The following is a 26,883-nucleotide window of genomic DNA, read 5'->3' as shown; positions in this document are numbered from 1 at the left end:
GCGTCGCTGATCGAAACCGCAAAGATCAACGGCGTCGAGCCCTTCGCCTATCTCAAGGCCACCCTCGAGGCCATCGCCGCCGGCCATCCGAAAAACCGGATCGACGAACTCCTCCCTTGGAACTTCCAGCCGTCAAGCTGAAAAGCCCGTGGGGCCCAGCTGGCGCTTACACATACTCGAAGGGTCGGTCCCGATCAGCGGACAAATCCATATGTTCGCAGCGACAGGGAATGACTGGCTGATCCTTGATGTCACCAAGGTTTCCGACGCGATCGGAATACAAGGCCATCACGCCTATGGCGGCCCCGGCCAGGATACGTTCCAGTTCAAGAATATCGAGGAGAATTCCTCGCCTATTGTCGGTCGTCTCGATGATTTCGATCCGACCTCGGACCGCATCTTTATCGAAGATACCGAAATTGACCTGACCGACCTGCCCAAAAGCATCACTTTGCCCGGCGGGGAGGTGGTGGAGGTCCGTGTGGTCAATATCGAGCATCCGGAGTTCATCGCCGAAAATCTTGGCGCTCAGCATTTCCTCGCCATTGGGGACGATGCCTTCTACGCGCTGGAGGGGGCCCGCGACTTGCAGAACGGCACCTCCGGTCTGACCGGCGAAGAGCGCCATTTTCTCAAGCCGGACGCGCTGGAAACGCTCAGGACAGCAGAGACCGTCCAGTATGAGAACCCGAAGAATTTCGTCCCGCGCGAATTCTACGAAGACCGGGAAGATGACCTGAACCTGAACTGGAATCAGCCCGGAGAGGAAGTCTTTGCCGACACCGGCGAGAAGACCGCAGCCCATATGTTCGGCAGCAAGAGTAACCCGGACGCTCCCAGTTCGGATGGCGAACAGGTGATGACGGGCAGCACCGGCGATGACGTGATCGATGCCAATAACGGCAATGACACGGTTTTCGGCGGCGATGGCAATGACCTGATCGCCGGCGGCATCGACAATGATGTCCTCCATGGTGAATCTGGCGATGACATGATCTGGGGCGGGGACGGCGACGACACCCTGAATGGCGGCCTCGGGAATGACTATCTCCATGGCGGTCGGGGCGACGACTCCCTGAACGGGGGAGAGGGTCATGACACGCTGTTCAGTGGCGAAGGAAACGACACGCTCGAAGGCGGGGGCGGGGAAGATGCGATCAACCGCTTCCACTTTTACGAAGAAGGTGGCGACGATACTGTTACCGACTTCAAGGTCGGCCTGGACCAGATAACGCTTCAGGATGACATCGATCCGCTGACCGTAGAGTTATATGAGAATGAAGATGGCAACACGGTCCTGAATTACGCGCAGACCGGCTCGGTCGAATTGCGCGGCGTGGCGCTGAAAGACTTCCGGGATGCCGCGGAGATCAGGGCGGAAGAAGGTAACCCGATCATAACGGTCACGCCCGACCCGGAAGAGGAAATGCTTCAGGAACTTCGGGTCGAGAACGGGTTTTATGGCGACGAGGAGCCTCCAGACCTCATGGTCGAGGGGGTCCAGTATGGCGCCACCGCGTTCCGGGAGCCCGAACCCGGCGGCTACACCTATGTGTCGGAGCAGGAAATAGACGACGGTACTGGTAGTGATGAACCTGCTGTTGAGGAGGATGAAGGGGACGAGCTTGATCCGCTCCCTGAAATCCCCTTGATCGATGAAGAAGAGGAGGAAGAGGAGGCGAGGCCTATCGACGAAGAGGAAGAAGCCGGTCAGGGATCCTGCTTTGTCGCGACGGCGGCCTACCGTGACCCATGGCATCCGGATGTGGTGTTCCTGCGCGCCTTTCGGGATCAATGGCTGGTGCATCGTGCCTGGGGACGCGCTTTCGTCACGTTTTACTGGTGGGTCGGTCCAAAAATGGCAGCTCCGGTGCGGCGCAGCGCCTGGCTTGCGTTCGGCTTCAGGGTCTTGATTTCCGGGATCGTGCGAACCCTGCAAAAGGGCTGGGCAAGCGGACGTATCTGAACCCGTGGGCGCATCAGCCACGATATGGATTCCGAAACGAAAGTATCTTGACGCGCCCGCGGTCGACAAGGCCGTAAAGCGATCGAGGTGGTCACTGGAAAAGGCTGATGATCCGCGCCACATCCTCAACACGACGGCGTCGGGTCACACCACTACGCGGCAGATTGTTGGCAGGCACCTTGGGGTGATGAATGACGTCGCCAGGTTGCACCCGATGCAAGACATCGCAGGGCTGGCCAAAAGGCTGGGCCACCCGGACAGCTACTGCGCCGTTGCGGCGGTGTCTATACTCGCAACGCGCCCGTCACTTCAGTTTTTCACAGATGCCAACGGGCAGGACAGGACCAGCAAAATGAATCCAGCTTCCAGGGAAAAGGTCACGTCGCTTGTGTCGGCTGCATCGGGCCAGGTGACTGCAGAAAAGCCCGTGCAAGCTATGGGTGGGGGAAGGTCTGTCGCGGCCTTCGCAAGGTCCGAAGACGGTGCGGTCGCGATCATTGCGGGGCTGGCGATCCCTGTGCTTTTGGGGTTTGCGGGGCTGTCACTGGAATACGGACAGCTGCTTGTTGTCCGTGCCGAGGCACAGCGCACCGCCGATCTCGCCTCTCACGCCGGGGCCGTTGCGTATTCCCGGACGGGCGACACAAATGCCATGACCGATGCGGCCAGAGGTGTGGCACGGCTGAACGGTTTTGGCGCCGATGAAATTGCCGTAGTGCTCGACAGCTCTTTTCAGACCGCGTCGGGCGCGGCGGTCCGCGCGACGATCACGACGCCGAAACCGCTTTATCTGCCGTCGCTGGTGGGCGGCGACACCTCGGTCGATGTCGCCGCATCGGCCGTCGCCGGCGCGTCGGCGGGCCAGCCGGCCTGCGTGCAGGCGCTCAACCCGAACGGCGGCGGGATCACCCTTTCAGGCGCGACCACCTTGCAGGCGGATGATTGCGCCATCGCATCCAATGCGGAGGTGGCAGCCCCCTGCGGCACCAGCATCATCACCTCATTCCTGAGCTACGACTCGGCAAACCCGCCCGACACCGGATCATGCAGCACGATCAGGTCGCAGGACGGCGAGGCCACGCAGATCACCCGCCGACCGACGCCCGATCCGCTGGAAGGCTCGGATGCCGTCATTCAGGCCCGTGCTCAGATGGCCCGGACGGCCGCGCTATCGCCGCCCGATGACGTGGTCGTCGCGTCCGGCCCGGACATCGATTTTGGCTGGAACCAACAAAAGACCATCGATCAGGCAGAGGCGGTCGGTTGCACGGCCTCCTTCACATCCTCGGGCAGCACATGGACCTTCTCCTGCTCCGGCCTGTCCACCGTGAATATCGGCGATATCACCCTTGGGGGCGGCCTGACGTTGCGCTTCAATCCGGGGGGCGCGGAAACAACCACCTACGACTTGTCAGGCGGCATAGATAACCGCGGCAGCAAAATGACCTTTGCGGGCGGCATTTACAACGTGGCCGGCGGCATCATCACCGGTGGCGGGTCGGTGACCGAATTCGGCGCCGGAACCTATCGTGTCGGCCGCTCGGACAAGAACTGCGACGGGGGCCGATACAGCATCTGCAATACCAGTGAGATGACCTTCGAAGGACCCAGCGACTTTGTTCTGCCCGGCGGCGTCAGGAACACGGGCGGTTCGGCACTGACGCTCGGCACGGGAAACGGCAACAGCTTCCGAATTGGCCCCTCATCGGCAGGCGACGCGATTTCGACCGGCGGTGGTTCCGAGACGATCATGGGCGATGCGGATGGCGGAGTGTTCGAGGCTGTAGGCTGGATCGACGGTGGTCGTGGCGGCAGTTGCCTTGTGCTTCCCTCGACCGAGTTGCACGAAATCAGAGGATCGGTCATCTCGTCGGGGGCCGTTCGCTTTGGCTCGGGGGTCTATGCGATCGACGGGTACATGCATCTGGGGGGCAATGGGGGCGGCAGCGCCTATTGCGGCGGCGAGACGATCAGCATCGAGGCGGAAGACACCACTTTCCTGATTTCGGCCAACGGGCCCGAACCCAAGGGTGGAAAATGTCACGATCAGGCGTTTTGCCTCACCGCCGGCTACAGCGATGTGCACTTCACGGCACCGCAATCCGGCCCCTTCACCGATCTGGCATTTGTCGGCCCGCTCGATCCGTCGCGGCCCGAGGGCGCATTGTTCGCGGGCGGAGCCGGTGGCAGTGAAGTGTCCGGCGCGTTCTATTTTCCAACAGGCCCGATCACAACGTCCGGCGGGGCCAGCGCAAGCGGCGGCGACGGCGGATGCCTGCAACTGATCGGGGCGGAAATCCTTATGTCCGGCGGCACCTCGATTTCGTCCGAATGCGACCTGCCGGGCTCTGCGAGCCAAGGTCGTGTGGTCCTGCTCGAATGACCCGGAAGGTTGCATCCCTTGTTCGGTCGCTGAAGGGCGATCAGGGCGGCAGCATCGCGGTGGAGTTCGCCTTGGTCGCGCCGGTTCTGCTGTTCATTTTTGCGGGGGTGATCGACATCGGCAGTGCGGCCTATGCGCGGCTTTCGCTTGACGCCCGGCTGACGGCGGCGGCGGAATACGCGCTGTTTCAACCCGCGCCGGCGAACCAGGAAGCCGCCGATGCACTCGCCGAAAACCTGGTAGGATTACTGCGCGACGGGGCCTCAGATACCGCCGAAGTGATCGTGAACAATGCGGCCAGCGCGCAATGGGACGGTGCGACGGTGACCACGGCGTCGCGGCCCGGGGATGCTGGTATGTGTTACTGCCCGACCCTCGCACAGGGGGGCCTCGCATGGGGAGCGCCTGTGGAATGCGGGACGACCTGCGCCACTGGCGAAAGCGCCGGGAAATTCGTGGAGATTTCCGCGACGGCGCGCCTTGTCACGCTCTTTCGGGGGTACGCATTCATCGACGGTGAGACGGTCGAGTCGCGCACCGTGCTGAGGGTGCAGTGACCTCTCTCGGCACCCTCAGGGCATGTCTTCTGGATCGGCGCGGCGCCGTCGCGATCGAATTTGCCGCCATCGCACTGCCACTTCTGTTGCTGCTTGGCGGGTCGGTCGAGATCAGCCGCTACATGTGGACGCGCCACGCGTTGCAGGACGCGGCATCGACCGGCGCGCGCTGTCTCGGTCTGGGTATTGCCCCTTGTTTCGCGGACGAGAGCATGGACCGGCCCGCAACTGTCGGTTTCGTCCGGCAGCAGGCCAAAGACTGGGCCATCACGATCGCTGACGACGCCATCACGCCCGAGGCGGTTTCGGACTGTCACGGCGGGAGCGATTTTGCGCGGATTGGGATCCGGACCCGATTTGTCAGTGTCCTGGATGTCCTGCCGGAGACGTGGATAGAAGTGGAGGCCTGTTTCCCCGCCATGTCCTCCGACTAGCCGCGCGCGTAGGGTTGTGATGGGCGGAGATCGGTGAGCTGGAACCGCTTTATGCCTCCGTGCCGCCCGTTGCTTGCGCAGCCGAATGATGGCACACGAAAGGAAAACAGGCTCTACTTGTGAATAGCCCCGGGAAACGGGGCAGGTCAAATGGGCCGTTTCCCAGACGTGTGACCGCAGCTCGAAACCGGAGGGCGCATGATGCCGGACAGCACGAAACTGTTGGTCGTGGACGACGACCACATGATGCTGGAATTCACCGAGCGCGCGGTGATTTCATTGGGATATTCATGTGTGACTGCCGAAGATGCCGCTTCGGCCTTGCGGCGGTTGGAAGAGGACCGGGATATTCGGATCCTGATCATCGACATGCGTCTGGGAAAAGGGCCAACCGGAACGCAACTCGCGCACCAGGCACTTGCGATCCGCCCGGGCATCGGCGTGATACTTACCTCGGGCGACCCCGGTTCACTGAAAATCGCTGCGCAGGAAATGCCACAAGATGTCGGTCTCTTGCCTAAACCCTATCGGCGGCGCGATTTGGCGGACCGGTTGGCCAGTATACTGTGAAGCTCCTGCCGCCACGGCGACAGCCTGTCAACGCCTTGGATATGGTGCCTGGTGCCGGTTAGCTTTCGCTTTCGTCAAGGAGCTGTGCGCCGAGTATCGCGGCCTCGACGCGGTTCGAAGCTCCTAGAATTTGGAAGATGAAGGAGAGATGGAATTTGACAGTGCTAGGGTTGATGTCCAGCGCCCGCGCGATCCCTTTATTCGGTTGTCCCGCAACAAGCAGGCGAAGCACTTCCAACTGGCGCGGTGTCAGCGCGGCAACAGAAACGGCGTGCTTCTCGCCGCCAGTTTCCTTCGCATCTGTTCCAACGCCAGTATGCGGTGTGAAGGCTGGCACATAAACGGCGCCGTCAGCAATTTGCCGAAGCGCGACCTCTGTCTCGGCGATGCCCAGGCCCTTGTTTATGAAACCTTGCGCGCCAGCCGAGAGCGCCATGAGTATGTCTTCACGAGATCTGGAGGCTGACATCACCACAAGGCGGCTATCGGGTTGTGCGGCTTTGAATTTGTCCAGCAACTGTCGATTGTCGACCCCGGCCATGTTCAGATCCACGAGGCCAAGGCCAAAATGGGTGCCGCTGGAAAGCTGCTCGATGGCGTCTTGTGCCGTTGCGCAGACGACGACTGTCTCGACCCCGAACCGTTCGCGCAGCACTGAGTCTATGGCCACACGAAAGAAATCGTCGTCATCTATGACGACCACCGGTGACAACTCTGACAAATGGATTTTCGATGACATGGGACCTCGGAATCGACTGAAACATTCTTGGGTTTATTGTTGGGAGGTTTCTCCAATTTTCAGGGAGGCCAAATCGGGCAGCACCATTTACAATGGTGGAAATGTGATCTCTCGATCAACCGTTTTTCATACTTCGCCCGAAGCACGCGCAGCCTTACATACATAAACATCGGTAGCAGGCGAATCAAGGACGACCGGGGCTCGCTTTGAGGTGGCAATCTGCGCTCAAACGGTCGAGGACGTTTGTGATCCAGCCGATCTTCCACTATAGTGTGAGCCGACAAGAATAAACTTCACCGGGCTGGCATCGCCCACGAAAAGCCCTGCGGCGCGCCGCCGCTTGGTGGAAGCATAGCAATATCCATTTACCCCACCGCGCATTGATTGAGACCTGGCCACGCTCAGACATGCGTCCAAGGAGCCGGCCCATGCCGTATCATCGGACCCCGTCACCGCGGCGCCCCCGCCGAATGTTCGAACGCGGCCATCGCGTCGTGCCCGGCACCAAGCAGAAGATCTCTGGATCGTGATGAGGTCGGAAATTTCGCCAAAACGCCTTGTCGCGTTGTCGCTTGCGTCACCGGTTTTGGCCATCGGCGCTGCCGGCTGTTTCGCCCCGGCGCCAGTCGGTGCGCGCCTTGCCCCATCCCGGTCTGACAGGATTGTCCCCTGCGACCCGGCCGAGGTCGCCCGATGACGGGCGTGCCATGGGTAATTGCAGCACCGGTGCTGGTGGCACTGCTGTTGGGCCTCGCCGCGTCGCTTGTCGCCTTGGGGCGGTTGCGTCGCGGCGTGCGTGCCCCGGTTCGGCGTATGCTCGACGCCGCGCGCGCGGGTGCGCCCGACGGGACCGCGCAAGAGGTTGACCTGTTGGACAATCTGGAACGCCTCGAAGCGGCGTTCAACAAGATGAGCGCGCGCCTGAAGGCGCGCACCGCGACCCTGGGCCAGGCCTGCGAGCTTGCCGGCCTCGGGACCTGGTCCATTCTTCCGGATTTGGTCTCGGTCCGCGGGTCTTCGCATATTGGGACGATGCTGGGTTTTTCCGAAAAAGAAAGCATCGTCGGACTCGATGCGCTCAGGAACCGGATATTGCCAGAGGACCGCGCCGCTTTTGATGCGGCGCTTGCGCGTGCCGTTCAGGAAGGCCGGATGGCCGACGTGGAGTTCCGCGCCCTCGACGCGGCTGAAGACGTCCGCGTTTTCCGGGCCCGCACGGGGCCGGGCGGCGCGATGCCGGACGACACGGAGGGCGGGATTTCCGGTATAATCCAGGACATCACCGATCTCAGACACAAAGAGGCGGCGCTGACGAAATCGCAAACCCTTGAACGGCTGGCGGGCGAGGTGGCGCACATCGGCGGTTGGCGCTTTGAAATCGCGACCCGCAAGTTCACCGGAACGCGGGAGACGGCCAAACTCGTTGGGTTGGACGACAGCTGGAGGTCTTCGATCGACGACGCGATAGACCGCCTGGTGCCCGGGGAGGGTCGCGCCCGGATGGAGCGCAGTTTCTGGACCTGCGTCGGGGCCGGCATCCGCTATGACGAGATCGCGAAGTACACGAAGTTTGACGGCGATGAAACCTGGCTGCGGGTGATCGGCGAGGCGGAACGCGACGAGTCCGGCACGATCATCGGGATTTACGGTGCAATGCAGGATGTCGGAGAACTGGTCCGCGCCCGGTCGGCCACTGAAGATGTCCGCGCGCTTCTGCGCAAGATACTGGACGATCTGAACGATGGTTTCGTCATTCTAGACTGTGACGGCGCGATCCAGTACATGAACCGCAAGGCGCACGGTATTCTCGGCGTGCCGGACCGCGACCTTATCGGCGGTAACATCTGGCACGACATCCCCCGGGCCCGCGAGTCGCAGCTCGAACGCGTGGTCACGGATGCGCTGAAAACCGGCGAGAGCCAGAACTTCGAAGGCGAAATCACCACGCCCGATCAGTGGGTGAACGTTGCGGTGCACCCGACGGCCTCGGGTATCGGAATCTATCTCAACGACATGACCGAAGACCGCGAGGCGCGCGTGCGGTTGCGCCTGCTCGACGCGGCCATGAAGGAGGTGAGCGACGTGGTGCTGATCACGGACGCGATGAGCCTTGATCGACCCGGCCCGCGCGTTGTTTTTGTCAACGATGCCTTCGTGAGCACGACGGGCTATACGCAAGAGGAAATACTTGGGGATACGCCGCGTATTCTGCAGGGGCCCGAAACAGAGCAGGAGCCTCTGAGAGAGATCCGCAAAGCACTGGAGGCCCGGCAGCCCGTGCGCACGGAACTCACGAATTACCGCAAGGACGGGAGCCGTTTCACAGCCGAGATCAACATCAACCCGCTGTTCGATGCCGAAGGCGAATGCACGCATTTCGTTGGCGTCCAGAGAGACACAACAGAGCGGCGGGAAAAGGAAGAACACCTGCGTGCGCGTGAGGAACAGTTTCGGCTTGCCAGCCGAGCAAGCCAGGACATCATCTGGGACTGGGACATGCGAACCGGCATCATGTGGAATAGCAGAAATTCCGAGGAGATCTTCGGAGTCGCTTCACAATCGCTTGTCGAGAACGTTTTTGAGGGGCGCATCGAGAACGTGCTGGAGCGCATCCATCCCGACGATCGCCTGAAGATCACCGAGAGCCTTGACGCCGCGCTGGCCGGGAACGCGGAGACGTGGCGCTGTGAGTATCGGGTCAAGGCGCAAGACGGTTCGTGGCGCAACATAACCGATAAGGGTTTCATCGTGCGCGACGACGATGGCGCCCCCCGGCGGATGGTTGGCGCCATGTCGGACCTTACCGATCTCCGGGCGCTCGACGCTCAATTGCACCAGTCACAGAAGCTTGAAACCGTTGGCCAGCTCACCGGCGGCATAGCGCATGATTTCAACAACCTGCTCACGGTCATTCTGGGCAACTGCGACATTCTGCTCGACGATATCGACGACGATTCGCCGCTGCGCCCGTTGCTTCAGTCTATCGAGGACGCGGCCGAGCGTGGTGCCCGCGTCTCGACCGATCTGCTGGCCTTCTCGCGACGCCAGTCTCTGGAGTTGCGACCGACCGACATCAACGAACTGGTCCGCCGGTCGTCCAGCCTTTTCGAACGGGTTATAAATGCCAGCGTCGACCTGCGGTATGACCTGACCGAGGAGCCGACGATCGCCCAGGTCGATCCAGACAAGTTGCAGGCGGCGCTGCTTAATCTTGTCATCAATGCGATGGCCGCGATCCCGGAGCAAGGAACCATCACTGTCAGAACCCGGTCGGCGGATGATCTGGTGACCGACGGCGACGCCGACATCGCGCCCGACGCGTATATCGAAATCGACGTCGAAGACGACGGGTCGGGGATGTCACCAGACGTCGCGGAACGCGCTTTCGAGCCGTTCTTCACCACCAAGGAACCAGGCGCCGGGACAGGGATGGGCCTCAGTTCGGTCTATGGCCTTGTCAAGCAATCGGATGGCGACGCCAGTATCGTGTCGGAACCGGGCAAGGGCACGACAGTCACGCTTCGCCTTCCCGTCGCGCACGCGCCGCCTGCATGGGACGAACTGGCAGAGATCGCCGCGCCGCATGTCGGCGCAGGGTATCGGATCCTGGTCGTCGAGGATGACATCGAACTCAGGTCCTTCGTGCACAACGTGCTCACCCGTATGGGATACGACATTGTCGAGGCCGAGAATGGAGTAAACGCTCTGGAGATCCTGAAAAAGAACGACGACTTTGACCTGGTATTCACGGATATCGTCATGCCGGGCGGTGTCACTGGTATCCAGCTCGCCAAGGAGGCACAAGAGATGTATCCTGGGCTGAAGATCCTGTTCACATCGGGCTATGCCCACGATGCCTTGCCGAAAGAAAGGCATTTGCCAAGCGATATTCCGATGCTTTCCAAGCCCTTCCGCACAAGCGAGCTGGTGGGAAAGGTAGAGGCTGCCTTGGCAAGCGCGGCCGCGCCCGAGGAGTGAGCCCGCCTATCTCACCGGGCGAGGATCGACCTGACCAGATGGCTAGGTCACGACGCTAGGTGGTTTCAGCCCCTCACGCGCCCCATCTTGCAGTGTAGACGAACAATCGTCCACGGCTTCTGGCGATCCGGCGAGCAAAGCTTGTCGCCCTACCGGAAAAGCCGGGCAACCTGCTAAGAAGGAACGCAACCCATGTTGCAATTCATGAAAAACTTCAAGAAGAACGATTCCGGCGCAACAGCCATCGAGTATGGCCTGATCGCCGCGCTCGTGGCCGTCGCCCTCATCACCGCGCTCTCGCTTCTCGGAACCGACCTGAATAACATTTTCGGCGCAGTTTCGGACGAATTGCAGGGCGCAGTCCCGGAGTGATCTGACGCAGGGCGGGGCGATGTCGCCCCGCGCCTCCCCGTTAAGGCGAACGTTTCGGCAGGAGGGCATTGTGATCTTCGCATCCCTCTGGTTCATCGGCGGGCAGTTTTTCGCCGCCGCCAGCGATGCCGTTCGAATGCGCATTCCAAACGCGCTTATCCTGTATCTCCTGGCGGGCTACGCCGCCACGTCCGCGCTGTCACCACCGGGCTGGGCCGATCTTGCCGCCAGCGTCGCAGTCGCGATCGCGATCCTCGCAGCTGGCGCGATCCTGTTCGCACGCGGATGGATGGGGGGCGGCGACGTAAAGCTGCTTGCGGTGACCGGGCTGTGGTTCGGACCCGCCGCGACGCCGGCGCTGCTGCTGCTGACCGCCCTGGCGGGCGGGGTGCTGACCCTGGCGCTTGTCGCCTGTCGCGCGGTCGGCGCACACCGCATCGCTGGCGGCCGTATCGCCGCGCTGCGCGACCCGGTAGAGCGCGTGCCCTACGGAATTGCCATTGCGGCGGCGGCTGTCGCCGTCGTGTTCCTGCGGCCGGGCACCCTTTTGGCGGGGTGACCGCTGTCACACGCTGCTGGCTGGAGAACCGCTATGCTCAGACTCATCATTGTGCTCATTGCCCTGTCGGCGGGCGGCGGTGCCGCGTGGATCGCGGCACAGCAAACCGCCCCCGCCCCTGAGCCGGTTGCCGATGTACCGACACCGGTTGCCGCAGAAATGACGGCGGTGCTCGTGGCGGCACGGGACGTGTCGCACGGTGCGCGAGTCACGACCGGAGCCTTGCGATGGCAGCAATGGCCGGCTGATGCCGTGCCCGCGGCCTTCATCGAACGCACGGCGCGGCCCGATGCGCTAACGGAACTTGCAGGGCAATTCGCCATTCGGCCGATTTTGGCCGGCGAACCGATCGCAGGGCGGGCCTTGTCCCCGCAGCCGAACGGATTTCTGGCCGCGACGCTCGTTCCCGGAAAGCGCGCGGTCGCAATCCAGGTGGACGCGCAGAGCACCGCGGGCGGGTTCATCCTGCCCAATGACCGCGTTGACGTGCTCCATACCGTGAGAGACACGCGCGAGCGTGACAGCACCGAGGCCCAGAGCCGCACCATTTTTCGCAACGTGCGGGTTCTGGCCATCGACCAGACGACCGAAGACACCGACTCCGGCACGATGCTTGGCAAGACAGCGACCCTGGAACTGACCGAGGCGCAGGTCGAAGCCGTAACCGCAGCGGGATCGACGGGCACGCTTTCCCTGTCGCTGCGCCCACGGGAGGAATTGCCGGGCGAAGCGTCGATGGAAATCCAGGATGCCCCCAAGACGATCCGCGTTCGCCGCGGAACCGCCATCGAGGAAATCGTGATCAACTGATGTCGACCCCTCGCGCCACAACGCGGGAGAAGGAACAGACGATGAAACATGCCCTAATCACGACGGAAGAAGGCGCTGGCGCGTATGCGCCCGAGTCGCCGTCAAGCGCGCGTGTGCCGCACCTGACGGCCGCCGCGTTCAGCGTGACGGCCGCCACGCGCGATGCGATCGAGCGTGCCAGCGAGGATCGTCGCCTGACCCGGGTCAAGATCAAGGTGAGTGACGGCGGGATCGCGAAGGCTTGTCAGGTGTTCGAGACCAAAAGGACGCCTTCGCTGCTGATCATCGAGGTCACCAGCGCAGGCGCGGCACTCCTGAAACAACTCGATTCGCTTGCCGAGGTCTGCGACCCGGGAACCAAGGTGGTCGTGATAGGGGCCGAAAACGACATTACCCTATACCGCGAACTGATGGGGCGTGGGATCGCGGAATATCTTGTCGGCCCGATCACGCCACTGACCTATGTTGCGACGGTTCAGAGGCTTTTCGCACAGGCGGCCGCAACGCGGCTTGGCAAGGTCTATGCGTTCGTGGGGGCCAAGGGTGGTGTCGGTGCATCGACCCTGGCGCAGAACGTCGCCTGGACCATCGCCGAGGAGCAGGCCAGCCCGACGCTGTTGCTGGATCTGGATTTCAGGTTCGGATCGGCCGCCGTGAACCTGAATCTCAAGCCGGTCACAGGGCTTGCCAAATACCTCAGCGATCCCGACAAGCTGGACGCCGCGCTGCTGGACCGGCTGATCGTGCCGCGCGGGGATTACCTGAACGTGTTGCCGGGTTTCGACGATCAGCTGGGCGATGCCGATCCCGCACCGGACGCGGTCGAGCGCCTGATCGAGATAGCCCGGGCGTCGTTCCCCTTCGTCTTGCTCGATCTGCCGCATGACTGGTCTGCTGCCAGCCGCGATGCCCTGACATCGGCCGACGAGGTGATCGTTGTCGCCTCACCCGATCTGGCGAACCTGCGCAATGCGCGGGCCCTGATGGCGCGGGTGCGCGCCCTGCGCCCCAATGATGCGTTGCCCCGTGTGGTTATGAATACCTGTCACATGCCCCGGCGCAAGGAGATCACCCCCGACAAGTTCGCCAAGAGCATCGGGGGCAACGCCTGCACGGCAATCGCATTCGACTCGGCGACGTTCGGTAACGCCGCTGCGGAAGGGCGCACGATACGCGAGCAGGCGCCACGCAGCAAAGTGCAAGGGGCCGTGAAACACCTTGCCCAGGATCTGATGGAACCGGGCAAGGGCATATCTCGCGGCTGGCTTGGCAAGTTGCTCGGCCGCGGTTGAAGGCGATACCGCACCGCACCCAACAGTAATTGGAGAGACCCGTGATGTCACAATCCTTCGGGAAAAGAAAGGCGCTGGCCGATGCGCAGGAAGTTGTGCCTTCCGTCCCCGACAGGACGGGGATCGCGGCCAATGCGGAGCGTCCTTCGGAAGAGCCACACCAACGACCGACACCTCCACCGGATGTCCAGGCCCCACAACCACGCGTCGCGCCTGTGGAGGCCTCGCCGGAAAACACGGTCGAATACATCAACCTGAAGAAAGAAGTCTTCAGCGCATTGATCGATTCGATCAACATTACCGAATTGGATCGGCTGGACCGCCCTGCCGCGCGACGCGAGGTGGGCGGCGCGGTGAGCGATATTCTTGCGGCAAAGCGGGCCGTGTTGTCCAGCCGAGAGCAGACCGATCTGACCGAAGAGATCTGCAACGATGTTCTTGGGTATGGCCCTCTGGAGCCGCTTTTGGCGCGCGACGACATCTCGGACATAATGGTGAACGGCACCAACCTGATCTACATTGAGGTGGGTGGTAACGTTCAGCAGACGAACATCCGCTTTCGCGACAACGAACAGCTTCTCAACATCTGTCAGCGCATCGTAAGCCAGGTTGGCCGACGACTCGACGAGTCGAGCCCGATCTGTGACGCGCGGTTGCCCGACGGTAGCCGCGTCAACGTGATCGCGCCACCCCTGGCGATCGACGGGCCGAGCCTGACAATCCGGCGGTTCAAGAAAGACAAGCTGACGCTTGATCAGCTTGTTGATTTCGGTTCGATCACGCCGGAAGGGGCTGAAATACTGAAGATCATCGGCCGGGTCGGCTGCAACTTGCTGATCTCGGGCGGCACCGGATCGGGCAAGACGACCCTGCTCAATTGTCTTACGAAATATGCAGGCGCGGAAGAGCGAATCGTGACCTGCGAGGACTCCGCCGAGCTTCAGTTGCAGCAGCCGCACGTCGTCCGATTGGAAACCCGCCCCCCGAATGTCGAGGGCACGGGCGAGGTGACGATGCGCGATCTGGTGAAGAACTGCCTGCGTATGCGACCCGATAGGATCATCGTCGGTGAGGTGCGCGGCCCCGAAGCCTTCGACCTGCTTCAGGCAATGAACACCGGACACGACGGCTCGATGGGGACGCTGCACGCAAACACCCCGCGCGAGGCGCTATCGCGCCTTGGGGCGATGATCACGATGGGCGGCTTCGACCTTCCGTCCCAAACGATCCAGGAAATGGCGGTCTCTTCCATCGATGTCATCATTCAGGCGGCGCGCCTGCGCGACGGCTCGCGGCGCATCACCCATGTGACCGAAGTGCTTGGCATGGAGGGCGACGTTCCGATCCTGCAAGACATCTTCGTCTACAAATTTCTGGGTGAAGACGAAAACGGGCAGATCATCGGCCAACACCAATCGACGGGTATCGGGCGCCCGGCGTTCTGGGACCGCGCGCGCTATTACGGCGAAGAAGACCGGCTATCGCGCGCGCTTGAAGCGGCGACAAAATCCAACTGAATCATGGGCTGACAGGAAAATGCTGCAATTCGATCTCACGCTTCTCATCGTACCGCTCGTCGCGTTGGCGGCAGGTGGGCTGCTGCTTGCAGTTGCCATGCCCTGGGTCCGGGCGCGTGAGCGGCGCCAGCAGCGGATGGCGCTGGCCCTTGGCGGCGGGGGCCCCGGCGCAAGCGCCCAGATCGGCCCTGACGGGCAGGCCTCGCCCCGCCGAAAGGCCATTGAGAAAACGCTTAGGGAGATCGCAGAGCGGCAATCGGCCCGCACAGACCAGCGCCGGCCCGGCCTCGAGCAGCGTCTGCGCGAGGCGGGCCTGAACTGGAAACCGCGCTCCTACCACCTTTTGAGAGTGGCGATTGCCGCCGGCGCGTTCGCCGCATCGTTGGCGTTCGGATGGCTTCTCGCGGGCGGCATCGCGCTGATTGCCGGGCTTGCGGTGCCGCATCTTTACGTGGCGCTGGCGCGGCGGCGGCGTCTGGCCGCATTTGCGGCCGGATTTCCCGACGTGATCGACGTGATCGTCCGGGGCGTTCGCGCGGGACGACCGCTGGCGGATTGTCTGGCCGTAGTTGCGACCGACAGCGAGGATCCGATCCGCAGCGAATTCCGGCTGGTGGTCGAGGATCAATCTGTCGGGCTGCCCATCCAGGAGGCGGTCGATCGGCTGGCTCAGCGCGTACCGCTTCAGGAAGTCGGGTTTCTCGCGATCGTGGTCGCGATCCAGAACCGGGCGGGCGGCAGCCTGACAGAGGCTTTGGGCAACCTGTCGACGGTGCTGCGCGGGCGCCGGCAACTGCACGCCAAGGTGAAGGCGATGAGTGCAGAGGCCAAGACATCGGCGGGGATCATCGGCTCTCTGCCGGTGATCGTGGCCGGTCTCGTTCAGATGACAAGCCCCGATTACCTTGCGGTTCTCTACCAGACCGATCTCGGGCTCATGGTGATAGCCGCCTGCGCGATGTGGATGTCAATCGGCGTGTTCGTGATGCGCCAGATGATCAACTTTGACATGTGAAGGGGCGGACCTTGCCAATTGACCTGACCAGTACAGAGATTCAGCAGGTGATCATCGCGCTTTCCGCCCTGTCCGTGGTCGGTGCGGTTCTGACGATCGCCTGGCCGTGGATCGCGCGTGACCGGTTTGCCGAACGGATGCAGGGCGTCGAGCAAGACCTGCGTCAAGCGCCGCGCCCCAAGCACACCGGGCGTGGGGAGAGGGGAGGCGCGCCCTCATTGCTTTTCGCCAAGGAGCCGAACCGGGTTTTCGTGGGAATCGTGAAGAGGCTGGGTCTGGCGCATCTGTCCGATGAAACCAGCGCGTCACAGCTATTGCGGATGGCGGGACTGCGCGGGCGCGCGCCGCTCATCGCCTTTCTGGCGTCGCGCCTGATCGCGGCGGTGATCGTGCCAGGTATCGCCGTTGTCTATATTGCCCTCGTCGTCCGACCGGATACGTCGTTGTTGATCATGGCCGCCGTGGCGTTGGTGGGCGCGGTGATCGGATTCACGTTGCCCAAGCTCTATGTCCGCAACCTGATCTCCAAGCGACACAACAGCCTGCGGCGCAGTTGGCCCGACGCGCTTGATCTGCTGCTGATTTGCGTCGAATCCGGGATGAGCAGCGAAGCCGCCTTTCGCAAGGTGGCCGAAGAGATCGGCAGCCAGTCCAGGGAACTGGCCGAAGAGATGTCGCTTACCACAGCCGAGCTCGCCTATCTTTCCGATCGCCGGCAGGCCTACGAGAACCTTGGCACGAGAACCGGTCTGGACAGCATAAAGGCTACCGTCATCGGCCTGATCCAGTCAGAGAAATACGGCACATCCCTGGGGCAGACGCTGCGGGTACTGGCCAAGGAAAGCCGCGATTTTCGGATGGCTGCCGCGGAAAAGAAAGCGGCCTCGCTTCCGCCCAAGCTGACCGTTCCGATGATCCTTTTCTTCCTGCCGGTCCTGTTTGCGGTGATCGCGACGCCGGCGGTCCTTCAGGCAATCGGGGCATCCTGACGATGGCGTGTTCACCCTCTCCCGCTGGCAGGTCCGCAAACCCTTTGTCGTGCGTATGCCGCCAAATCCGCACGATGGCCATCGCACCGGTCAGCGACCCGGCGGGATGTCCTTCGTTGCCGAAACGCCCGAGGTTGTCTCGTCGGTCGCGATCTTGCTGGCAAGCCGCGCCTGTTCGGTCCAGCGCGCCAGGGCGGCTTCTATGCCGGGGTTGCCACGTACCGCTTCATCAAGATGGGCGGAGGCCTCCGCAAGCGCCGGAAACCCGAAAAGCCCGGCCCAGCCCGCTGTCCGGTGGGCCATCTCACGAAGCTGTTCGTGATCCGGGCGACCCTGTTCGATCCAGGAAAGATGCGTCTCAAGGTCAGCACGAAACACATCCAGACGGGCCAGCGCGCCCGCGTCTCCGAAGACTGCGCAGGCTTCCCGGAACGCTTCCGGATCCTGGGTGCCGCGTGCCGCCTGCTCGGCCCGTTCGCGGTCCACCATGCTTGCCATTCCGCTTCCTCTCACAATCGGCTTCAAAGAATGAAGGCACCCATCATGAAATACCCGAAATATTGCATCCCGGTCAAAGCAACTCTCGACAATGGCAGTCAGCACTTCGGCGGCGTCTATGTCAGGCAAAGCCAGCGGGTTCTGGATGTGCTTTGCGACGAACGGCCATTCATCCCTTTCAAGCTCCGAGACAGTACCATTTTGCTGAACAAGTCCAAGCTGGTCCAGGTCGATCTGCTGGAAATGGATGAGATCTCTGACATGGCGGACATCCTGCCAGAGCTGAATTTCGACTACCTCGCCGCGAACACCTGGTGAGCCTCGACTGCGGACAGATGATGAACCTCCTTTTCCGGCAGGAGCCTTGACGGGCCATGAACATTCAACTCATCAAGCTCACGGACGAAGCAGGCCGCATCAAGGCGCTCACGCGCCTCGATGCGCAGACCTACAGTTCCGAGGCCAGCTTCAACCATATCACCGGGCTGCTTCAACTCGCTCTCGAGATGGAGATGGTCACCATCAGCCTTATCACCGCGGACAAGCAGATTCTGAAGGCACGCCAGGGGTTCAACGCGACGGAGACCCCGAGAAAGTATGCGTTCTGCAATATTGCGATCCGAAAATACGAACCGCTGGTTATCGAGGACACGCATCAGGATGCGCGCGTTCGTGACAACCCTTTCGTAACGGGGCCGCCTTTCGTGCGCTGTTATATCGGCGCGCCCTTGACAACGGTTGACGGATACAACCTTGGCGCGATCTACGCCGCTGACTCCAAGCCACGAAAATTCACCGAGCGTGAGGTCAGGATAACTTCCAAATGTGCCAAGCTCGTCATGAACCAGCTGGAACTTCGCAGCCAGGCCAACCATGATTTCCTGACCGAAGTCTTTAACCGGCGCAGCTTCGTGTCGGGACTGGAGCGCGAACTGGCGAGGCTGCGCCGCAGCAGGGGAACCGCGGTCGTCGCCTTTCTCGACATCGACCATTTCAAAGGGGTGAACGATGCTTTCGGACACCCGGTCGGGGACCGTGTCTTGCGGGAATTCGCCGGCATCGTTGCGGGGCAATGCCGCCAGAACGACCTGGTCGCCCGCCTCGGCGGCGAGGAGTTCGCCGTATTGCTGACCGACACCGATCTCGAGTCCGCCCAGATTTGGGCAGACCGGATGCGGACACAGGTGGCCGAAACCCGGTTCGACGGAGAAAGCGCGATAAAGGTGACGTTGAGCGTCGGTCTGGCCGTGGTCGACGAAACACATTCGACATCCGACGCGGTCACGAAAATGGCCGATAGCGCCCTCTACGAGGCCAAGCGACTGGGGCGTAACCGCGTCGTCACGCCATGATCATGGCAGTCCTGCCGAGATGCCCGATATGAGTTCCGGCATGCAACTTCCGTTGCAAGGACGCCCGCGATGAGTGCGACGCCATCGATACCGGTAAAGGCACGGGATCTGACGAGAGCCTTCGAGAACGGCGATCTGTTGCTGCACTATCAGCCACAGGTGGATGTGTCGCGGCGTTGGCCCAAGATCGTCGGGTATGAGGCGCTGTCGCGCTGGCCGCAACCGGATGGCAGTTTCGTCCCGCCAGACCGCTTCATTCCGGTGGCCGAGGATTGCGGACTGGCTCTGATTCTGGACACCTGGGTGATCGACACGGTCTGCAAGGAACTAGCCCGGGTGAAGGCGACCGGCGCATCGCGACGCCTCGGCATGGCGGCCAATGTCAGCCCGCAGCAGTTCGGGCAGCGGCACTTTGCGCAATCAGTCGACGACATCCTGACCCGAACAGGTGTCGACCCGACCTGTCTCACGTTGGAGATTACGGAAAGAGCGGTGCTGGACGAGAATGAAACGACGCTCAAGAACATCTACGCCCTTCGCGAGATAGGTGTCTCGCTGGCGCTTGACGATTTTGGGACGGGCTATTCGTCGCTCTTTCACCTGCGGACCCTGCCTATCCAGGAGGTCAAATTGGATCGCAGCTTCGTTTCCGGGCTTCCTCACCGGCACCGGGACGCCGCGATCATGAGCGCCCCGATCAACCTCGCCTCTGAGCTGAGTCTGCGGGTTGTTGCGGAGGGTGTGGAATTGGCCCAGCAAGCCGAATGGTTGCAAATGAATGGCTGTAGTCTGATCCAGGGGTTTCTTTATGGGCGCCCGGCTGCGCGAATTTAGATGACCGCCCCGGTCGTTCATTGTTAACAACAGCCCATTTCGCTACGTCGTGACACACTGTAAAGCGTCTACCGCCCACACAGTCCGGATGCGCGCAGGAATGCCGCCGGGGTCATGAACCGGAAACACCGGAAGCCGGGCAACTTGTCGGTCTGTCTGCAAGCGAGAACATGGCTGGCACAGCATTGGCGGGAAACGTTGCGGGTATCGTTGCGGCCATTCTGCGAATAATGAATGGAACTCGCAGTTCCCCTTGTTTTATTGGTCGGAGTGGCAGGATTCGAACCTACGACCCCCGCCTCCCGAAGACGGTGCTCTACCAGGCTGAGCTACACTCCGACCGTGCAGAGGCGATTAACCGCCCTGACGGGCTTTTGCAAGAGAGAATGGCAGGCAAATGCCACCGCCTGTGCGCCGTCCCGTCAATAGCGACGATGGACCCTTTTCACGCTGACCAGGCGGCGCTTGCGCTGGTGTTCGCGCAGGAACACGAACAGCCCCGATCCCACGATCAGAACGATCCCGCCGGTCACCGCCGCGTCGGGCAGGTCACCCAGATCGCCCAGCCCCAGAACACCGCCAGTGGCAGGCCGACATATTCGAACGGCGCCACAACCGCGGCATCGGTCAGCCGGTAGGCCTGGCTGAGCGAATAGCCGATGATCGCCGCGTTCAGCCCCAGCCCAAGGAAAAGCCAGCCGTCGGTGCCCTGTGGCCAGACCCAGGCGCGCAGCAGGAACAGCAGCGAGCCGTTCTCGACCCCCTCGGCCAGTCGCCCGTCGCCGGCGACAAGGTAGATCGCCGCCGAAACGACAAGGAACATGCCCTGGATGTAGACCGCCATCGCCGAGGCGCGCGTCGACGCGCCCAGCTTGCGCGTGAGAATCTGGAACATCGCGTAGGTGGCCGCGGCCGCCACCGGCAGCAGGAAGACGGCGCGCGGCACCTCCAGCGCGCCGGCGCTTTGCCAGGGCTTCATCATGATGACAACGCCCGCGAGCCCCGCGATCACCGCGCCAAGGCGCATCGGTCCTACCTTTTCGCCCAGCAACGGGATCGACAGCAGCGTGATCATCAGCGGCGCGACGAAGAACAGCGCCGTCGCGTCGGCCAGCGGCAGCACCGCCAGCCCGGCGAAGAAGGTCATGTTGGATATTACCACCAGCAGCCCGCGCGCCATGTGCAACATCGGGCGCCGCGTGCGCAGGATCGCCAGCCCACCTTCGAAATGCACGAGGATCAGCGAAAAGAGGATGCCGATGCCCGAGCGGATGAACACCATCTGGTGCAGCGGATACCCTCCCGACAACTGCTTGATCAGCATGTCGTTGACCGAAATCGCGGTCACGCCCAGCAGGACGAAACCGATACCGATGGCGGGGTTGCCGGTTGCGGGGGCGGTAGGGGTCATCGGGGCTCCTTGCGCATCTTGCTAGCACTCCCGCCGCGCGCTCGCCAGTCCGTTTGCGACACGCGCCGCTTGGCGGGCCTCGACCCTTGGGCTAGGTTCGTGCAAGGCGACGCGAAAGGACCCCACCCATGAAGATGACAGATTCCCGTGACATCAACGCCGACCGCGCAACCGTCTGGGCAGCGCTGCTCAGCCCCGAGGTACTCAAGGAGTGCGTGCCCGGCACGCAGGAGTTGACCGGCACCCCCGAGGACGGCTTCCAGGCGGTCGTCACCCAGAAGGTCGGCCCGGTGAAGGCCACGTTCAAGGGCACCGTCACCCTGACCGAGATGGTCGAGCCCGAAAGCCTGACTCTGTCGGGCGAGGGCAAGGGCGGCGCCGCGGGTTTTGCCAAGGGCGCCGCCGATGTGCGCCTGGAGGAAATCGAGGGCGGTACGCGCCTGCACTACGATGTCGAGGCCAAGGTCGGCGGCAAGCTCGCGCAACTGGGCAGCCGGCTGATCGACGGGTTCGCCAAGAAGATGGCCGATCAGTTCTTTACCCGCCTGCAACAGGCTATCGAGCCGCCCGAGGACGACGACGATGCCGAAGAGGACGCGGGCGCCGAAGATGCGTCGGACGCCCCAAAAAAGGGTTGGTGGCGCCGCCTGCGCGGCTGAACGCGCCCGCCGAGCCCGCAACTGTGCGCCCGCGCAGCCCCGCCCCTGCGCGGGCGGGGCTTTCCCTGAATGCGCGCCCGCCCTATGCTCCGCCATTGTTGAACAGGAGGCCCCATGTCAGCGATCGTGAAAGTGGACCGGCTGGAAAAGACCTATGCCGACGGGTTCCAGGCGCTATCAAGCGTATCGCTCGATATAGCGCACGGCGAGGTTCTGGCACTGCTGGGGCCCAACGGTGCTGGCAAGACGACGCTGATTTCCACCATCTGCGGGTTGGTGCAGCCCACCGGCGGCAGTGTGCACGTCGATGGCCACGACATCGCGGCCGACTACCGTCAGGCGCGCGCGCTGATCGGGCTGGTGCCGCAGGAGATCACGCTGGAGCCCTTTGACAAGGTCATAAGCTCGGTGCGGTTTTCGCGCGGGCTGTTCGGCAAGCCGCGCGACGAGGCGCATATCGAGCGCACGCTGCGCCAGCTTTCGCTGTGGGACAAGCGCAACTCGCGCATCAAGGAGCTGTCGGGCGGCATGAAACGCCGGGTGCTGATCGCCAAGGCGCTGGCGCACGAGCCGCGCATTCTGTTCCTCGACGAACCCACCGCCGGTGTTGACGTGGAATTGCGCCGCGGCATGTGGGATACCGTTGCCGGGCTCAAGGCAGATGGCGTGACCATCATCCTGACCACCCATTACATCGAAGAGGCCGAGGCCATCGCCGACCGCGTCGGTGTCATCAACAAGGGCCGCATCCTGCTGGTCGAGGACAAGGACAAGCTGATGGCGCGCATGGGCCGCAAGCAGTTGCGCATCGAGTTGCACGAGCCGTTGACCGCCCTGCCGGAGGGCCTGTCGGGGCACGACCTGGAACTGGTCGATGATGGCGCCGCGCTGGTTTACACCTACGACACCGCGGGGCCGCGCACCGGCATCACGCGACTGTTGTCGGACCTCGCCGCGGCCGGCATCGTGTTGCGCGATATCCAGACCAGCCAGAGCAGCCTTGAAGATATCTTCGTCGGGCTGGTGCAAGAGGAGGACGCGGCATGACCGGCCCAAACTGGCGCGGGATCGGCGCGATCTACCGTTTCGAGATGTCGCGTTTCTTCCGTACGCTGTTGCAAAGCTTCGTCTCGCCGGTGATCTCGACGTCACTCTATTTTGTTGTCTTCGGTGCCGCCATCGGCAGCCGTATCGAACAGGTCGAGGGCGTCAGTTATGGCGCTTTCATCGTGCCCGGGCTGGTGATGCTGACGGTGATGACGCAGTCGATCACCAATGCTTCGTTCGGGATCTATTTTCCCAAGTTCATCGGCACCATTTACGAACTTCTCTCGGCGCCGGTGAATTTCCTGGAAATCGTGCTGGGTTATGTCGGGGCGGCGGCGACCAAGGCACTGTTCATCGGCACGGTCATCATGGTCACGGCGTCGATGTTCGTCGAGATGCAGGTGATGCACCCGTTCGCTATGGTGGCTTTCCTGATGCTGACCTGCGTGTCGTTCGCTCTGTTCGGGTTCATCATCGGTATCTGGGCCGAGAATTTCGAACAACTGCAACTGGTGCCGCTGCTGATCGTCACGCCGCTGGTGTTCCTGGGCGGCTCGTTCTACTCGATCTCGATGTTGCCGCCGGCGTGGCAGACCGTGACCATGTTCAACCCGGTGGTTTATCTGATCTCCGGCTTCCGCTGGTCGTTCTACGGGGTGGCAGACGTGCCCATCGGGCTGAGCCTGCTGGCGATCGGGCTGTTCCTGGGCCTGTGCATGGCAGCGGTATGGTGGATTTTCCGCAGCGGCTGGCGGCTGCGGCCCTGAGGGGCGTGTTGCTTTTGTGTCGCCGCGGTGACGTCGCGCCGCCTGATTGCGGGGCCGAGCCTTGTTTGCACCCTCGTGGCCATCTACATCCACGACCATGAGACGTTTCATCCCGTTCATTGAAAAACCGGCCGTGGTGGCGGTGATCCGCCTGACCGGCAGCATCGGCTTGGGCGGCCGCGCCAGCCTCAGCGACAACGCCCTGCGCCCGGTGATCGAGCGCGCCTTCCGCCGCGGCAGGCCCGAGGCGGTAGCGCTGGTGATCAACTCGCCCGGCGGATCGCCGGTGCAGTCGGCGCTGATCGCGGCGCGCATCCGGCATCTGGCGGAAAAGCACGAGGTCAGGGTGCATGCCTTCGTCGAGGATGTCGCGGCCTCGGGCGGCTACTGGCTGGCCGCATCGGCCGACGACATATGGGCGGATACCGGATCGATCGTGGGCTCGATCGGGGTGATCTCGGCCGGGTTCGGCGCGCACGAGCTGCTGGCCCGCCACGGGGTCGAGCGGCGTGTGTACACCTCGGCACGGTCGAAAAGCATCCTCGACCCGTTCCTGCCGCAAGAGGACGAGGATGTGGCGATCCTAAAGGGCCTTCTGGATGAGATGCATTCAAGCTTCGTCGCCTACGTGAAAGAACGCCGCGCCGGCAAGTTGGCTGACGACGACGAGCTTTTCAGCGGTCGCTTCTGGCTGGGCGGCACGGCGCGGGATCTGGGCCTGATCGACGGCATCGCCCACCCCGAGGACAAGCTCAGGGAGCTTTACGGCGACAAGACGATCATGCTGCGCTACGGTCCGCGGCGCAGCCTGATGCAGCGTCTCGGCGCCTCGGTGGTCAGCGATGTGCTCGATGGGGTGGAGGACCGCGCGGCATTCGCGCGGTATGGGCTTTAATTGATTGTCAAGATCGTCACCCTGTTCCTGATCGCCGTCGGCGTGCTGGCGATGTTCGGCAAGCTGCGCGTACCGGGGGTAAAACGGCTGGGCGCCACGCGCTGCCCCGACTGCGGGCGCCTGCGCATCGGCAAGGGGCCGTGCCCGTGCAAGAAGAAAGGTAGCTGAGACATGGTATGGGCGATGGCGGTGCTCGGTCTGGCGATTCTTCTGCTGGCCGGGGATGCGCTGGTGCGCGGCGCCGTCAACACCAGCCTGCGGCTGGGTGTGCCGGCGTTGATCGTCAGCCTGACCATCGTCGCCTTCGGCACGTCGGCGCCCGAGATGCTGGTCTCGGTCCAGGCGGCGCTACGCGGAGCGCCCGGTATCGCCCTGGGTAACGTGGTCGGGTCGAACATAGCCAACATCCTGTTGGTGCTTGGTATTCCGGCGATGATGACGACGATGCACACCTCGGAATTTGATACACGCAAGAATTTCGTGATCATGCTGCTTGTCTCGGTGTTGTTCATCGGGCTTGCCTTCGTCGCCCCCTTCGGTGTGCCCAGTGGCCTTTTGTTGCTGTCGGTGCTGGTGCTGGTGCTGGCCTTCTGGTTCATCGACGCGCGCAATCACCGCCGTGCGCAGCACACTGCGCGCGAGGAGGCGCGCGATGCACGCGCGGCGACGTTGGCCGACGGGTTCCTTGAAGATATCGAAGGCGCCGACCCCGATATGCCATGGTGGCGCATCATCATGTTCCTGGTGCTGGGGCTGATCGGGTTGCCGCTGGGTGCGGATATCCTTGTCGATAGCGCGGTCGTCATTGCCCGCGACTTCGGCCTGAGCGAAAGCGTGATCGGCCTTACGCTGGTGGCGCTGGGTACCTCGCTGCCAGAGCTTGCCACCACCGTGATGGCGGCGCTGCGACGCGAGGCGGATGTCGCGCTGGGCAATGTCATCGGGTCGAACATGTTCAACCTGCTGGCGATCATCGGCGTCGCGGCGCTGGTCAGCCCGATCCCGGTCGATCCGGCCTTCCTGCGCTTCGATTTGTGGGTGATGCTGGGCGCGTCGCTGTTGCTGGCGCCGTTCGTGTTCCTGCGCTGGAACATGACCTGGCCCTTGGGCGTGCTCTTGACCGCGCTTTATCTGGGCTATGTCTGGATCGTGCTGCACTGAGCAAACCGTTGAAGGAGAAATGACGATGACGCGGGCGCTGGTCACCGGGGCGGGCAAACGGCTGGGCCGCGAGATGGCGCTGTACCTGGCGCGCCGTGGTTTCGACGTGGCGGTGCATTACGCATCCTCCGGCGACGCGGCGCGGGACGTCGCCGACGAGATCCGCGCCATCGGGCGCACCGCCTGCGCGCTGCACGCCGACCTGTTGGACGAGCGCCAGGTCGCGCGCCTGGTGCCCGAGGCAGTGCACGCGCTTGGCGGGCCGCTCACCTGCCTGGTCAACAACGCCTCGATCTTCGAGCACGATTCCATCGACAGCGCGACGCGCGAAAGCTGGGACAGGCATTTCGAATCCAACCTGCGTGCGCCCTTCGTGCTGACCCAGGCGGTGGCGCGCGACATTCCCGCGCCCGGTACCGACGACACGGGCGAACCGGTCGCGCGCGGGTTGGTCGTCAACATGGTGGATCAGCGGGTGCGCAAGCTGACGCCGGAATTCATGAGCTATACGCTGGCCAAGATGGGCCTTTGGGCCCTCACGCGCACCGCCGCGCAGGCGCTGGCGCCGCGTGTGCGCGTCAATGCCATCGGGCCGGGCCCGACATTGCAGGGCCAGCGTCAGAGCGACAGCCACTTCCGCCGCCAGCGCGATGCCACGGTGCTGGGCCGCGGCGCCAGCCCAGCCGACATCAACGCGGCGCTGGGCTATTTCCTGGATGCCCCCGCGGTGACGGGGCAGCTATTGTGTGTGGACGGCGGTCAGCACCTGGGCTGGCGGACGCCCGATGTGCTGGGCCTCGAATAGGGGAGGCAGGCCAATGTCGCAAAGTTTTGCACCCCCGCCGGGCGTTTCACAATGTCGTTACAAAAACGTCAATGTTTTCAGTATATTGCCAAGGCTCAAGGATATTGTCCTGCAATATCAGGGGCTTGAAATTCTGCCTAATTATTGTGCAATCCGATGAACTGCGCATGCTGCAACGGAAATTTCGGCTTCCCTGAAACCTGTCACCAGACTTATCCACAGAAATGGTGGACAGCTTTGCTCTTGCCAGCCACCCCCGAAAGATTGCAGCGA

The 26,883-nt window shown here is 62.7% G+C and carries 26 protein-coding genes, 1 tRNA gene and 1 pseudogene; 24 read left to right on the top strand and 4 right to left on the bottom strand.

Annotated elements, in window-relative coordinates:
* The 6 genes from Q0L89_RS02670 to Q0L89_RS02645 form a co-directional block, all read left to right on the top strand.
* The coding region (locus Q0L89_RS02670) for a transposase domain-containing protein (RefSeq protein ID WP_296762327.1) at positions 1–141 on the top strand (141 nt) is incomplete at its 5' end.
* Between the two features lie 70 nt (positions 142–211).
* Positions 212–1,966, top strand: a complete 1,755-nt coding sequence (locus Q0L89_RS02665; protein ID WP_296762323.1) for a calcium-binding protein — start codon at positions 212–214, stop codon at positions 1,964–1,966.
* A gap of 214 nt (positions 1,967–2,180) precedes the next feature.
* Complete coding sequence (locus tag Q0L89_RS02660) at positions 2,181–4,349, top strand: pilus assembly protein TadG-related protein (RefSeq protein ID WP_296762322.1); 2,169 nt, start codon at positions 2,181–2,183, stop codon at positions 4,347–4,349.
* Positions 4,346–4,906, top strand: a complete 561-nt coding sequence (locus tag Q0L89_RS02655) for a TadE family protein (RefSeq protein ID WP_296762320.1) — start codon at positions 4,346–4,348, stop codon at positions 4,904–4,906. Before Q0L89_RS02660 ends, Q0L89_RS02655 begins: the two co-directional genes overlap by 4 nt.
* On the top strand, positions 4,903–5,340 hold the full coding sequence (locus Q0L89_RS02650) for a TadE/TadG family type IV pilus assembly protein (protein WP_296762318.1): 438 nt from the start codon (positions 4,903–4,905) through the stop codon (positions 5,338–5,340). The genes Q0L89_RS02655 and Q0L89_RS02650 overlap by 4 nt, the downstream gene beginning before the upstream one ends.
* A 201-nt stretch (positions 5,341–5,541) precedes the next feature.
* Positions 5,542–5,910, top strand: coding sequence for a response regulator (locus Q0L89_RS02645; protein ID WP_296762316.1), 369 nt, complete (start codon positions 5,542–5,544; stop codon positions 5,908–5,910).
* Positions 5,911–5,968: 58 nt separating this feature from the next.
* Here Q0L89_RS02645 and Q0L89_RS02640 read toward each other — a convergent pair whose 3' ends face one another.
* Positions 5,969–6,649, bottom strand: coding sequence for a response regulator transcription factor (locus Q0L89_RS02640; protein WP_296762314.1), 681 nt, complete (start codon positions 6,647–6,649; stop codon positions 5,969–5,971).
* A 726-nt stretch (positions 6,650–7,375) separates the two neighbouring features.
* On the opposite strand from Q0L89_RS02640, the gene Q0L89_RS02635 reads away from it, so the two are divergent.
* The 8 genes from Q0L89_RS02635 to Q0L89_RS02600 all read left to right on the top strand — a co-directional run bounded on the left by Q0L89_RS02635 (position 7,376) and on the right by Q0L89_RS02600 (position 17,181).
* Positions 7,376–10,627 carry a PAS domain S-box protein gene (locus Q0L89_RS02635; protein ID WP_296762313.1) on the top strand — a complete coding sequence of 1,084 codons (3,252 nt, stop codon included), beginning with the start codon at positions 7,376–7,378 and terminating at the stop codon, positions 10,625–10,627.
* Positions 10,628–10,819: 192 nt separating this feature from the next.
* The gene (locus Q0L89_RS02630; RefSeq protein ID WP_296762312.1) at positions 10,820–10,999 is read left to right on the top strand and encodes a Flp family type IVb pilin; all 180 of its coding nucleotides are present in this window, start codon (positions 10,820–10,822) and stop codon (positions 10,997–10,999) included.
* Between the two features lie 70 nt (positions 11,000–11,069).
* Positions 11,070–11,558 carry a prepilin peptidase gene (locus Q0L89_RS02625; protein WP_296762310.1) on the top strand — a complete coding sequence of 163 codons (489 nt, stop codon included), beginning with the start codon at positions 11,070–11,072 and terminating at the stop codon, positions 11,556–11,558.
* A 33-nt stretch (positions 11,559–11,591) separates the two neighbouring features.
* Positions 11,592–12,368, top strand: coding sequence for a Flp pilus assembly protein CpaB (cpaB, locus tag Q0L89_RS02620; protein WP_296762309.1), 777 nt, complete (start codon positions 11,592–11,594; stop codon positions 12,366–12,368).
* Positions 12,369–12,409: 41 nt separating this feature from the next.
* On the top strand, positions 12,410–13,660 hold the full coding sequence (locus tag Q0L89_RS02615) for an AAA family ATPase (protein ID WP_296762308.1): 1,251 nt from the start codon (positions 12,410–12,412) through the stop codon (positions 13,658–13,660).
* Between the two features lie 44 nt (positions 13,661–13,704).
* Entirely contained in the window at positions 13,705–15,177 is a 1,473-nt protein-coding gene (locus Q0L89_RS02610) for a CpaF family protein (RefSeq protein WP_296762307.1), read from the top strand.
* 19 nt (positions 15,178–15,196) lie between these two features.
* The gene (locus Q0L89_RS02605) at positions 15,197–16,192 is read left to right on the top strand and encodes a type II secretion system F family protein (RefSeq protein WP_296762305.1); all 996 of its coding nucleotides are present in this window, start codon (positions 15,197–15,199) and stop codon (positions 16,190–16,192) included.
* 11 nt (positions 16,193–16,203) lie between these two features.
* Positions 16,204–17,181 (top strand): type II secretion system F family protein, encoded by a 978-nt coding sequence (locus tag Q0L89_RS02600; RefSeq protein WP_296762304.1) that lies wholly within the window; start codon positions 16,204–16,206, stop codon positions 17,179–17,181.
* A 90-nt stretch (positions 17,182–17,271) separates the two neighbouring features.
* Here the strand turns inward: Q0L89_RS02600 and Q0L89_RS02595 are convergent, their stop codons facing one another.
* On the bottom strand, positions 17,272–17,679 hold the full coding sequence (locus tag Q0L89_RS02595) for an Hpt domain-containing protein (protein WP_296762302.1): 408 nt from the start codon (positions 17,677–17,679) through the stop codon (positions 17,272–17,274).
* 45 nt (positions 17,680–17,724) lie between these two features.
* Here Q0L89_RS02595 and Q0L89_RS02590 point away from each other — a divergent pair, with 45 nt between their 5' ends.
* The 3 genes from Q0L89_RS02590 to Q0L89_RS02580 all read left to right on the top strand — a co-directional run bounded on the left by Q0L89_RS02590 (position 17,725) and on the right by Q0L89_RS02580 (position 19,865).
* A complete protein-coding gene (locus Q0L89_RS02590; RefSeq protein WP_296762300.1) occupies positions 17,725–17,997 on the top strand; it encodes a hypothetical protein in 273 nt (90 codons plus the stop codon).
* A gap of 56 nt (positions 17,998–18,053) precedes the next feature.
* The gene (locus Q0L89_RS02585; RefSeq protein ID WP_296762298.1) at positions 18,054–19,031 is read left to right on the top strand and encodes a sensor domain-containing diguanylate cyclase; all 978 of its coding nucleotides are present in this window, start codon (positions 18,054–18,056) and stop codon (positions 19,029–19,031) included.
* 69 nt (positions 19,032–19,100) lie between these two features.
* A complete protein-coding gene (locus tag Q0L89_RS02580; protein WP_296762296.1) occupies positions 19,101–19,865 on the top strand; it encodes an EAL domain-containing protein in 765 nt (254 codons plus the stop codon).
* A gap of 262 nt (positions 19,866–20,127) precedes the next feature.
* On the opposite strand, the gene Q0L89_RS02575 is transcribed toward Q0L89_RS02580, so the two are convergent.
* A tRNA-Pro gene (locus Q0L89_RS02575) sits at positions 20,128–20,204 on the bottom strand.
* A gap of 83 nt (positions 20,205–20,287) precedes the next feature.
* Positions 20,288–21,276: pseudogene (locus Q0L89_RS02570) on the bottom strand (DMT family transporter).
* 128 nt (positions 21,277–21,404) lie between these two features.
* On the opposite strand from Q0L89_RS02570, the gene Q0L89_RS02565 reads away from it, so the two are divergent.
* The 7 genes from Q0L89_RS02565 (at position 21,405) to Q0L89_RS02535 (ending at position 26,610) form a co-directional block, all read left to right on the top strand.
* The gene (locus tag Q0L89_RS02565) at positions 21,405–21,935 is read left to right on the top strand and encodes a CoxG family protein (RefSeq protein ID WP_296762294.1); all 531 of its coding nucleotides are present in this window, start codon (positions 21,405–21,407) and stop codon (positions 21,933–21,935) included.
* A gap of 114 nt (positions 21,936–22,049) precedes the next feature.
* Positions 22,050–22,982 (top strand): ABC transporter ATP-binding protein, encoded by a 933-nt coding sequence (locus Q0L89_RS02560; RefSeq protein WP_296762292.1) that lies wholly within the window; start codon positions 22,050–22,052, stop codon positions 22,980–22,982.
* Entirely contained in the window at positions 22,979–23,749 is a 771-nt protein-coding gene (locus Q0L89_RS02555) for an ABC transporter permease (protein ID WP_296762290.1), read from the top strand. The genes Q0L89_RS02560 and Q0L89_RS02555 overlap by 4 nt, the downstream gene beginning before the upstream one ends.
* A gap of 97 nt (positions 23,750–23,846) precedes the next feature.
* Positions 23,847–24,644, top strand: a complete 798-nt coding sequence (locus Q0L89_RS02550) for a S49 family peptidase (RefSeq protein ID WP_296762288.1) — start codon at positions 23,847–23,849, stop codon at positions 24,642–24,644.
* On the top strand, positions 24,645–24,812 hold the full coding sequence (locus Q0L89_RS02545; RefSeq protein WP_296762287.1) for a hypothetical protein: 168 nt from the start codon (positions 24,645–24,647) through the stop codon (positions 24,810–24,812).
* A gap of 3 nt (positions 24,813–24,815) precedes the next feature.
* On the top strand, positions 24,816–25,805 hold the full coding sequence (locus tag Q0L89_RS02540) for a calcium/sodium antiporter (RefSeq protein WP_296762285.1): 990 nt from the start codon (positions 24,816–24,818) through the stop codon (positions 25,803–25,805).
* A 25-nt stretch (positions 25,806–25,830) separates the two neighbouring features.
* The gene (locus Q0L89_RS02535; protein ID WP_296762283.1) at positions 25,831–26,610 is read left to right on the top strand and encodes an SDR family oxidoreductase; all 780 of its coding nucleotides are present in this window, start codon (positions 25,831–25,833) and stop codon (positions 26,608–26,610) included.
* Positions 26,611–26,883 lie beyond the last annotated feature (273 nt).

This window comes from Sediminimonas sp., assembly GCF_024637375.1.
Taxonomy (GTDB): domain Bacteria; phylum Pseudomonadota; class Alphaproteobacteria; order Rhodobacterales; family Rhodobacteraceae; genus Sediminimonas.
Note: the sequence above shows the minus strand (reverse complement) of the source record. Positions and strands in the feature narration are given on the sequence as shown.

What these genes read in the sequence shown, in the direction of transcription:
- Q0L89_RS02665 (WP_296762323.1), top strand. Translation starts at nt 212, where the DNA reads ATGTTCGCAGCGACAGGGAATGACTGGCTGATCCTTGATGTCACCAAG.
- Q0L89_RS02660 (WP_296762322.1), top strand. Translation starts at nt 2,181, where the DNA reads ATGCAAGACATCGCAGGGCTGGCCAAAAGGCTGGGCCACCCGGACAGC.
- Q0L89_RS02655 (WP_296762320.1), top strand. Translation starts at nt 4,346, where the DNA reads ATGACCCGGAAGGTTGCATCCCTTGTTCGGTCGCTGAAGGGCGATCAG.
- Q0L89_RS02645 (WP_296762316.1), top strand. Translation starts at nt 5,542, where the DNA reads ATGCCGGACAGCACGAAACTGTTGGTCGTGGACGACGACCACATGATG.
- Q0L89_RS02640 (WP_296762314.1), bottom strand. Translation starts at nt 6,649, where the DNA reads ATGTCATCGAAAATCCATTTGTCAGAGTTGTCACCGGTGGTCGTCATA.
- Q0L89_RS02630 (WP_296762312.1), top strand. Translation starts at nt 10,820, where the DNA reads ATGTTGCAATTCATGAAAAACTTCAAGAAGAACGATTCCGGCGCAACA.
- cpaB (WP_296762309.1), top strand. Translation starts at nt 11,592, where the DNA reads ATGCTCAGACTCATCATTGTGCTCATTGCCCTGTCGGCGGGCGGCGGT.
- Q0L89_RS02615 (WP_296762308.1), top strand. Translation starts at nt 12,410, where the DNA reads ATGAAACATGCCCTAATCACGACGGAAGAAGGCGCTGGCGCGTATGCG.
- Q0L89_RS02610 (WP_296762307.1), top strand. Translation starts at nt 13,705, where the DNA reads ATGTCACAATCCTTCGGGAAAAGAAAGGCGCTGGCCGATGCGCAGGAA.
- Q0L89_RS02605 (WP_296762305.1), top strand. Translation starts at nt 15,197, where the DNA reads ATGCTGCAATTCGATCTCACGCTTCTCATCGTACCGCTCGTCGCGTTG.
- Q0L89_RS02595 (WP_296762302.1), bottom strand. Translation starts at nt 17,679, where the DNA reads ATGGCAAGCATGGTGGACCGCGAACGGGCCGAGCAGGCGGCACGCGGC.
- Q0L89_RS02590 (WP_296762300.1), top strand. Translation starts at nt 17,725, where the DNA reads ATGAAATACCCGAAATATTGCATCCCGGTCAAAGCAACTCTCGACAAT.
- Q0L89_RS02585 (WP_296762298.1), top strand. Translation starts at nt 18,054, where the DNA reads ATGAACATTCAACTCATCAAGCTCACGGACGAAGCAGGCCGCATCAAG.
- Q0L89_RS02580 (WP_296762296.1), top strand. Translation starts at nt 19,101, where the DNA reads ATGAGTGCGACGCCATCGATACCGGTAAAGGCACGGGATCTGACGAGA.
- Q0L89_RS02565 (WP_296762294.1), top strand. Translation starts at nt 21,405, where the DNA reads ATGAAGATGACAGATTCCCGTGACATCAACGCCGACCGCGCAACCGTC.
- Q0L89_RS02560 (WP_296762292.1), top strand. Translation starts at nt 22,050, where the DNA reads ATGTCAGCGATCGTGAAAGTGGACCGGCTGGAAAAGACCTATGCCGAC.
- Q0L89_RS02555 (WP_296762290.1), top strand. Translation starts at nt 22,979, where the DNA reads ATGACCGGCCCAAACTGGCGCGGGATCGGCGCGATCTACCGTTTCGAG.
- Q0L89_RS02550 (WP_296762288.1), top strand. Translation starts at nt 23,847, where the DNA reads ATGAGACGTTTCATCCCGTTCATTGAAAAACCGGCCGTGGTGGCGGTG.
- Q0L89_RS02540 (WP_296762285.1), top strand. Translation starts at nt 24,816, where the DNA reads ATGGTATGGGCGATGGCGGTGCTCGGTCTGGCGATTCTTCTGCTGGCC.
- Q0L89_RS02535 (WP_296762283.1), top strand. Translation starts at nt 25,831, where the DNA reads ATGACGCGGGCGCTGGTCACCGGGGCGGGCAAACGGCTGGGCCGCGAG.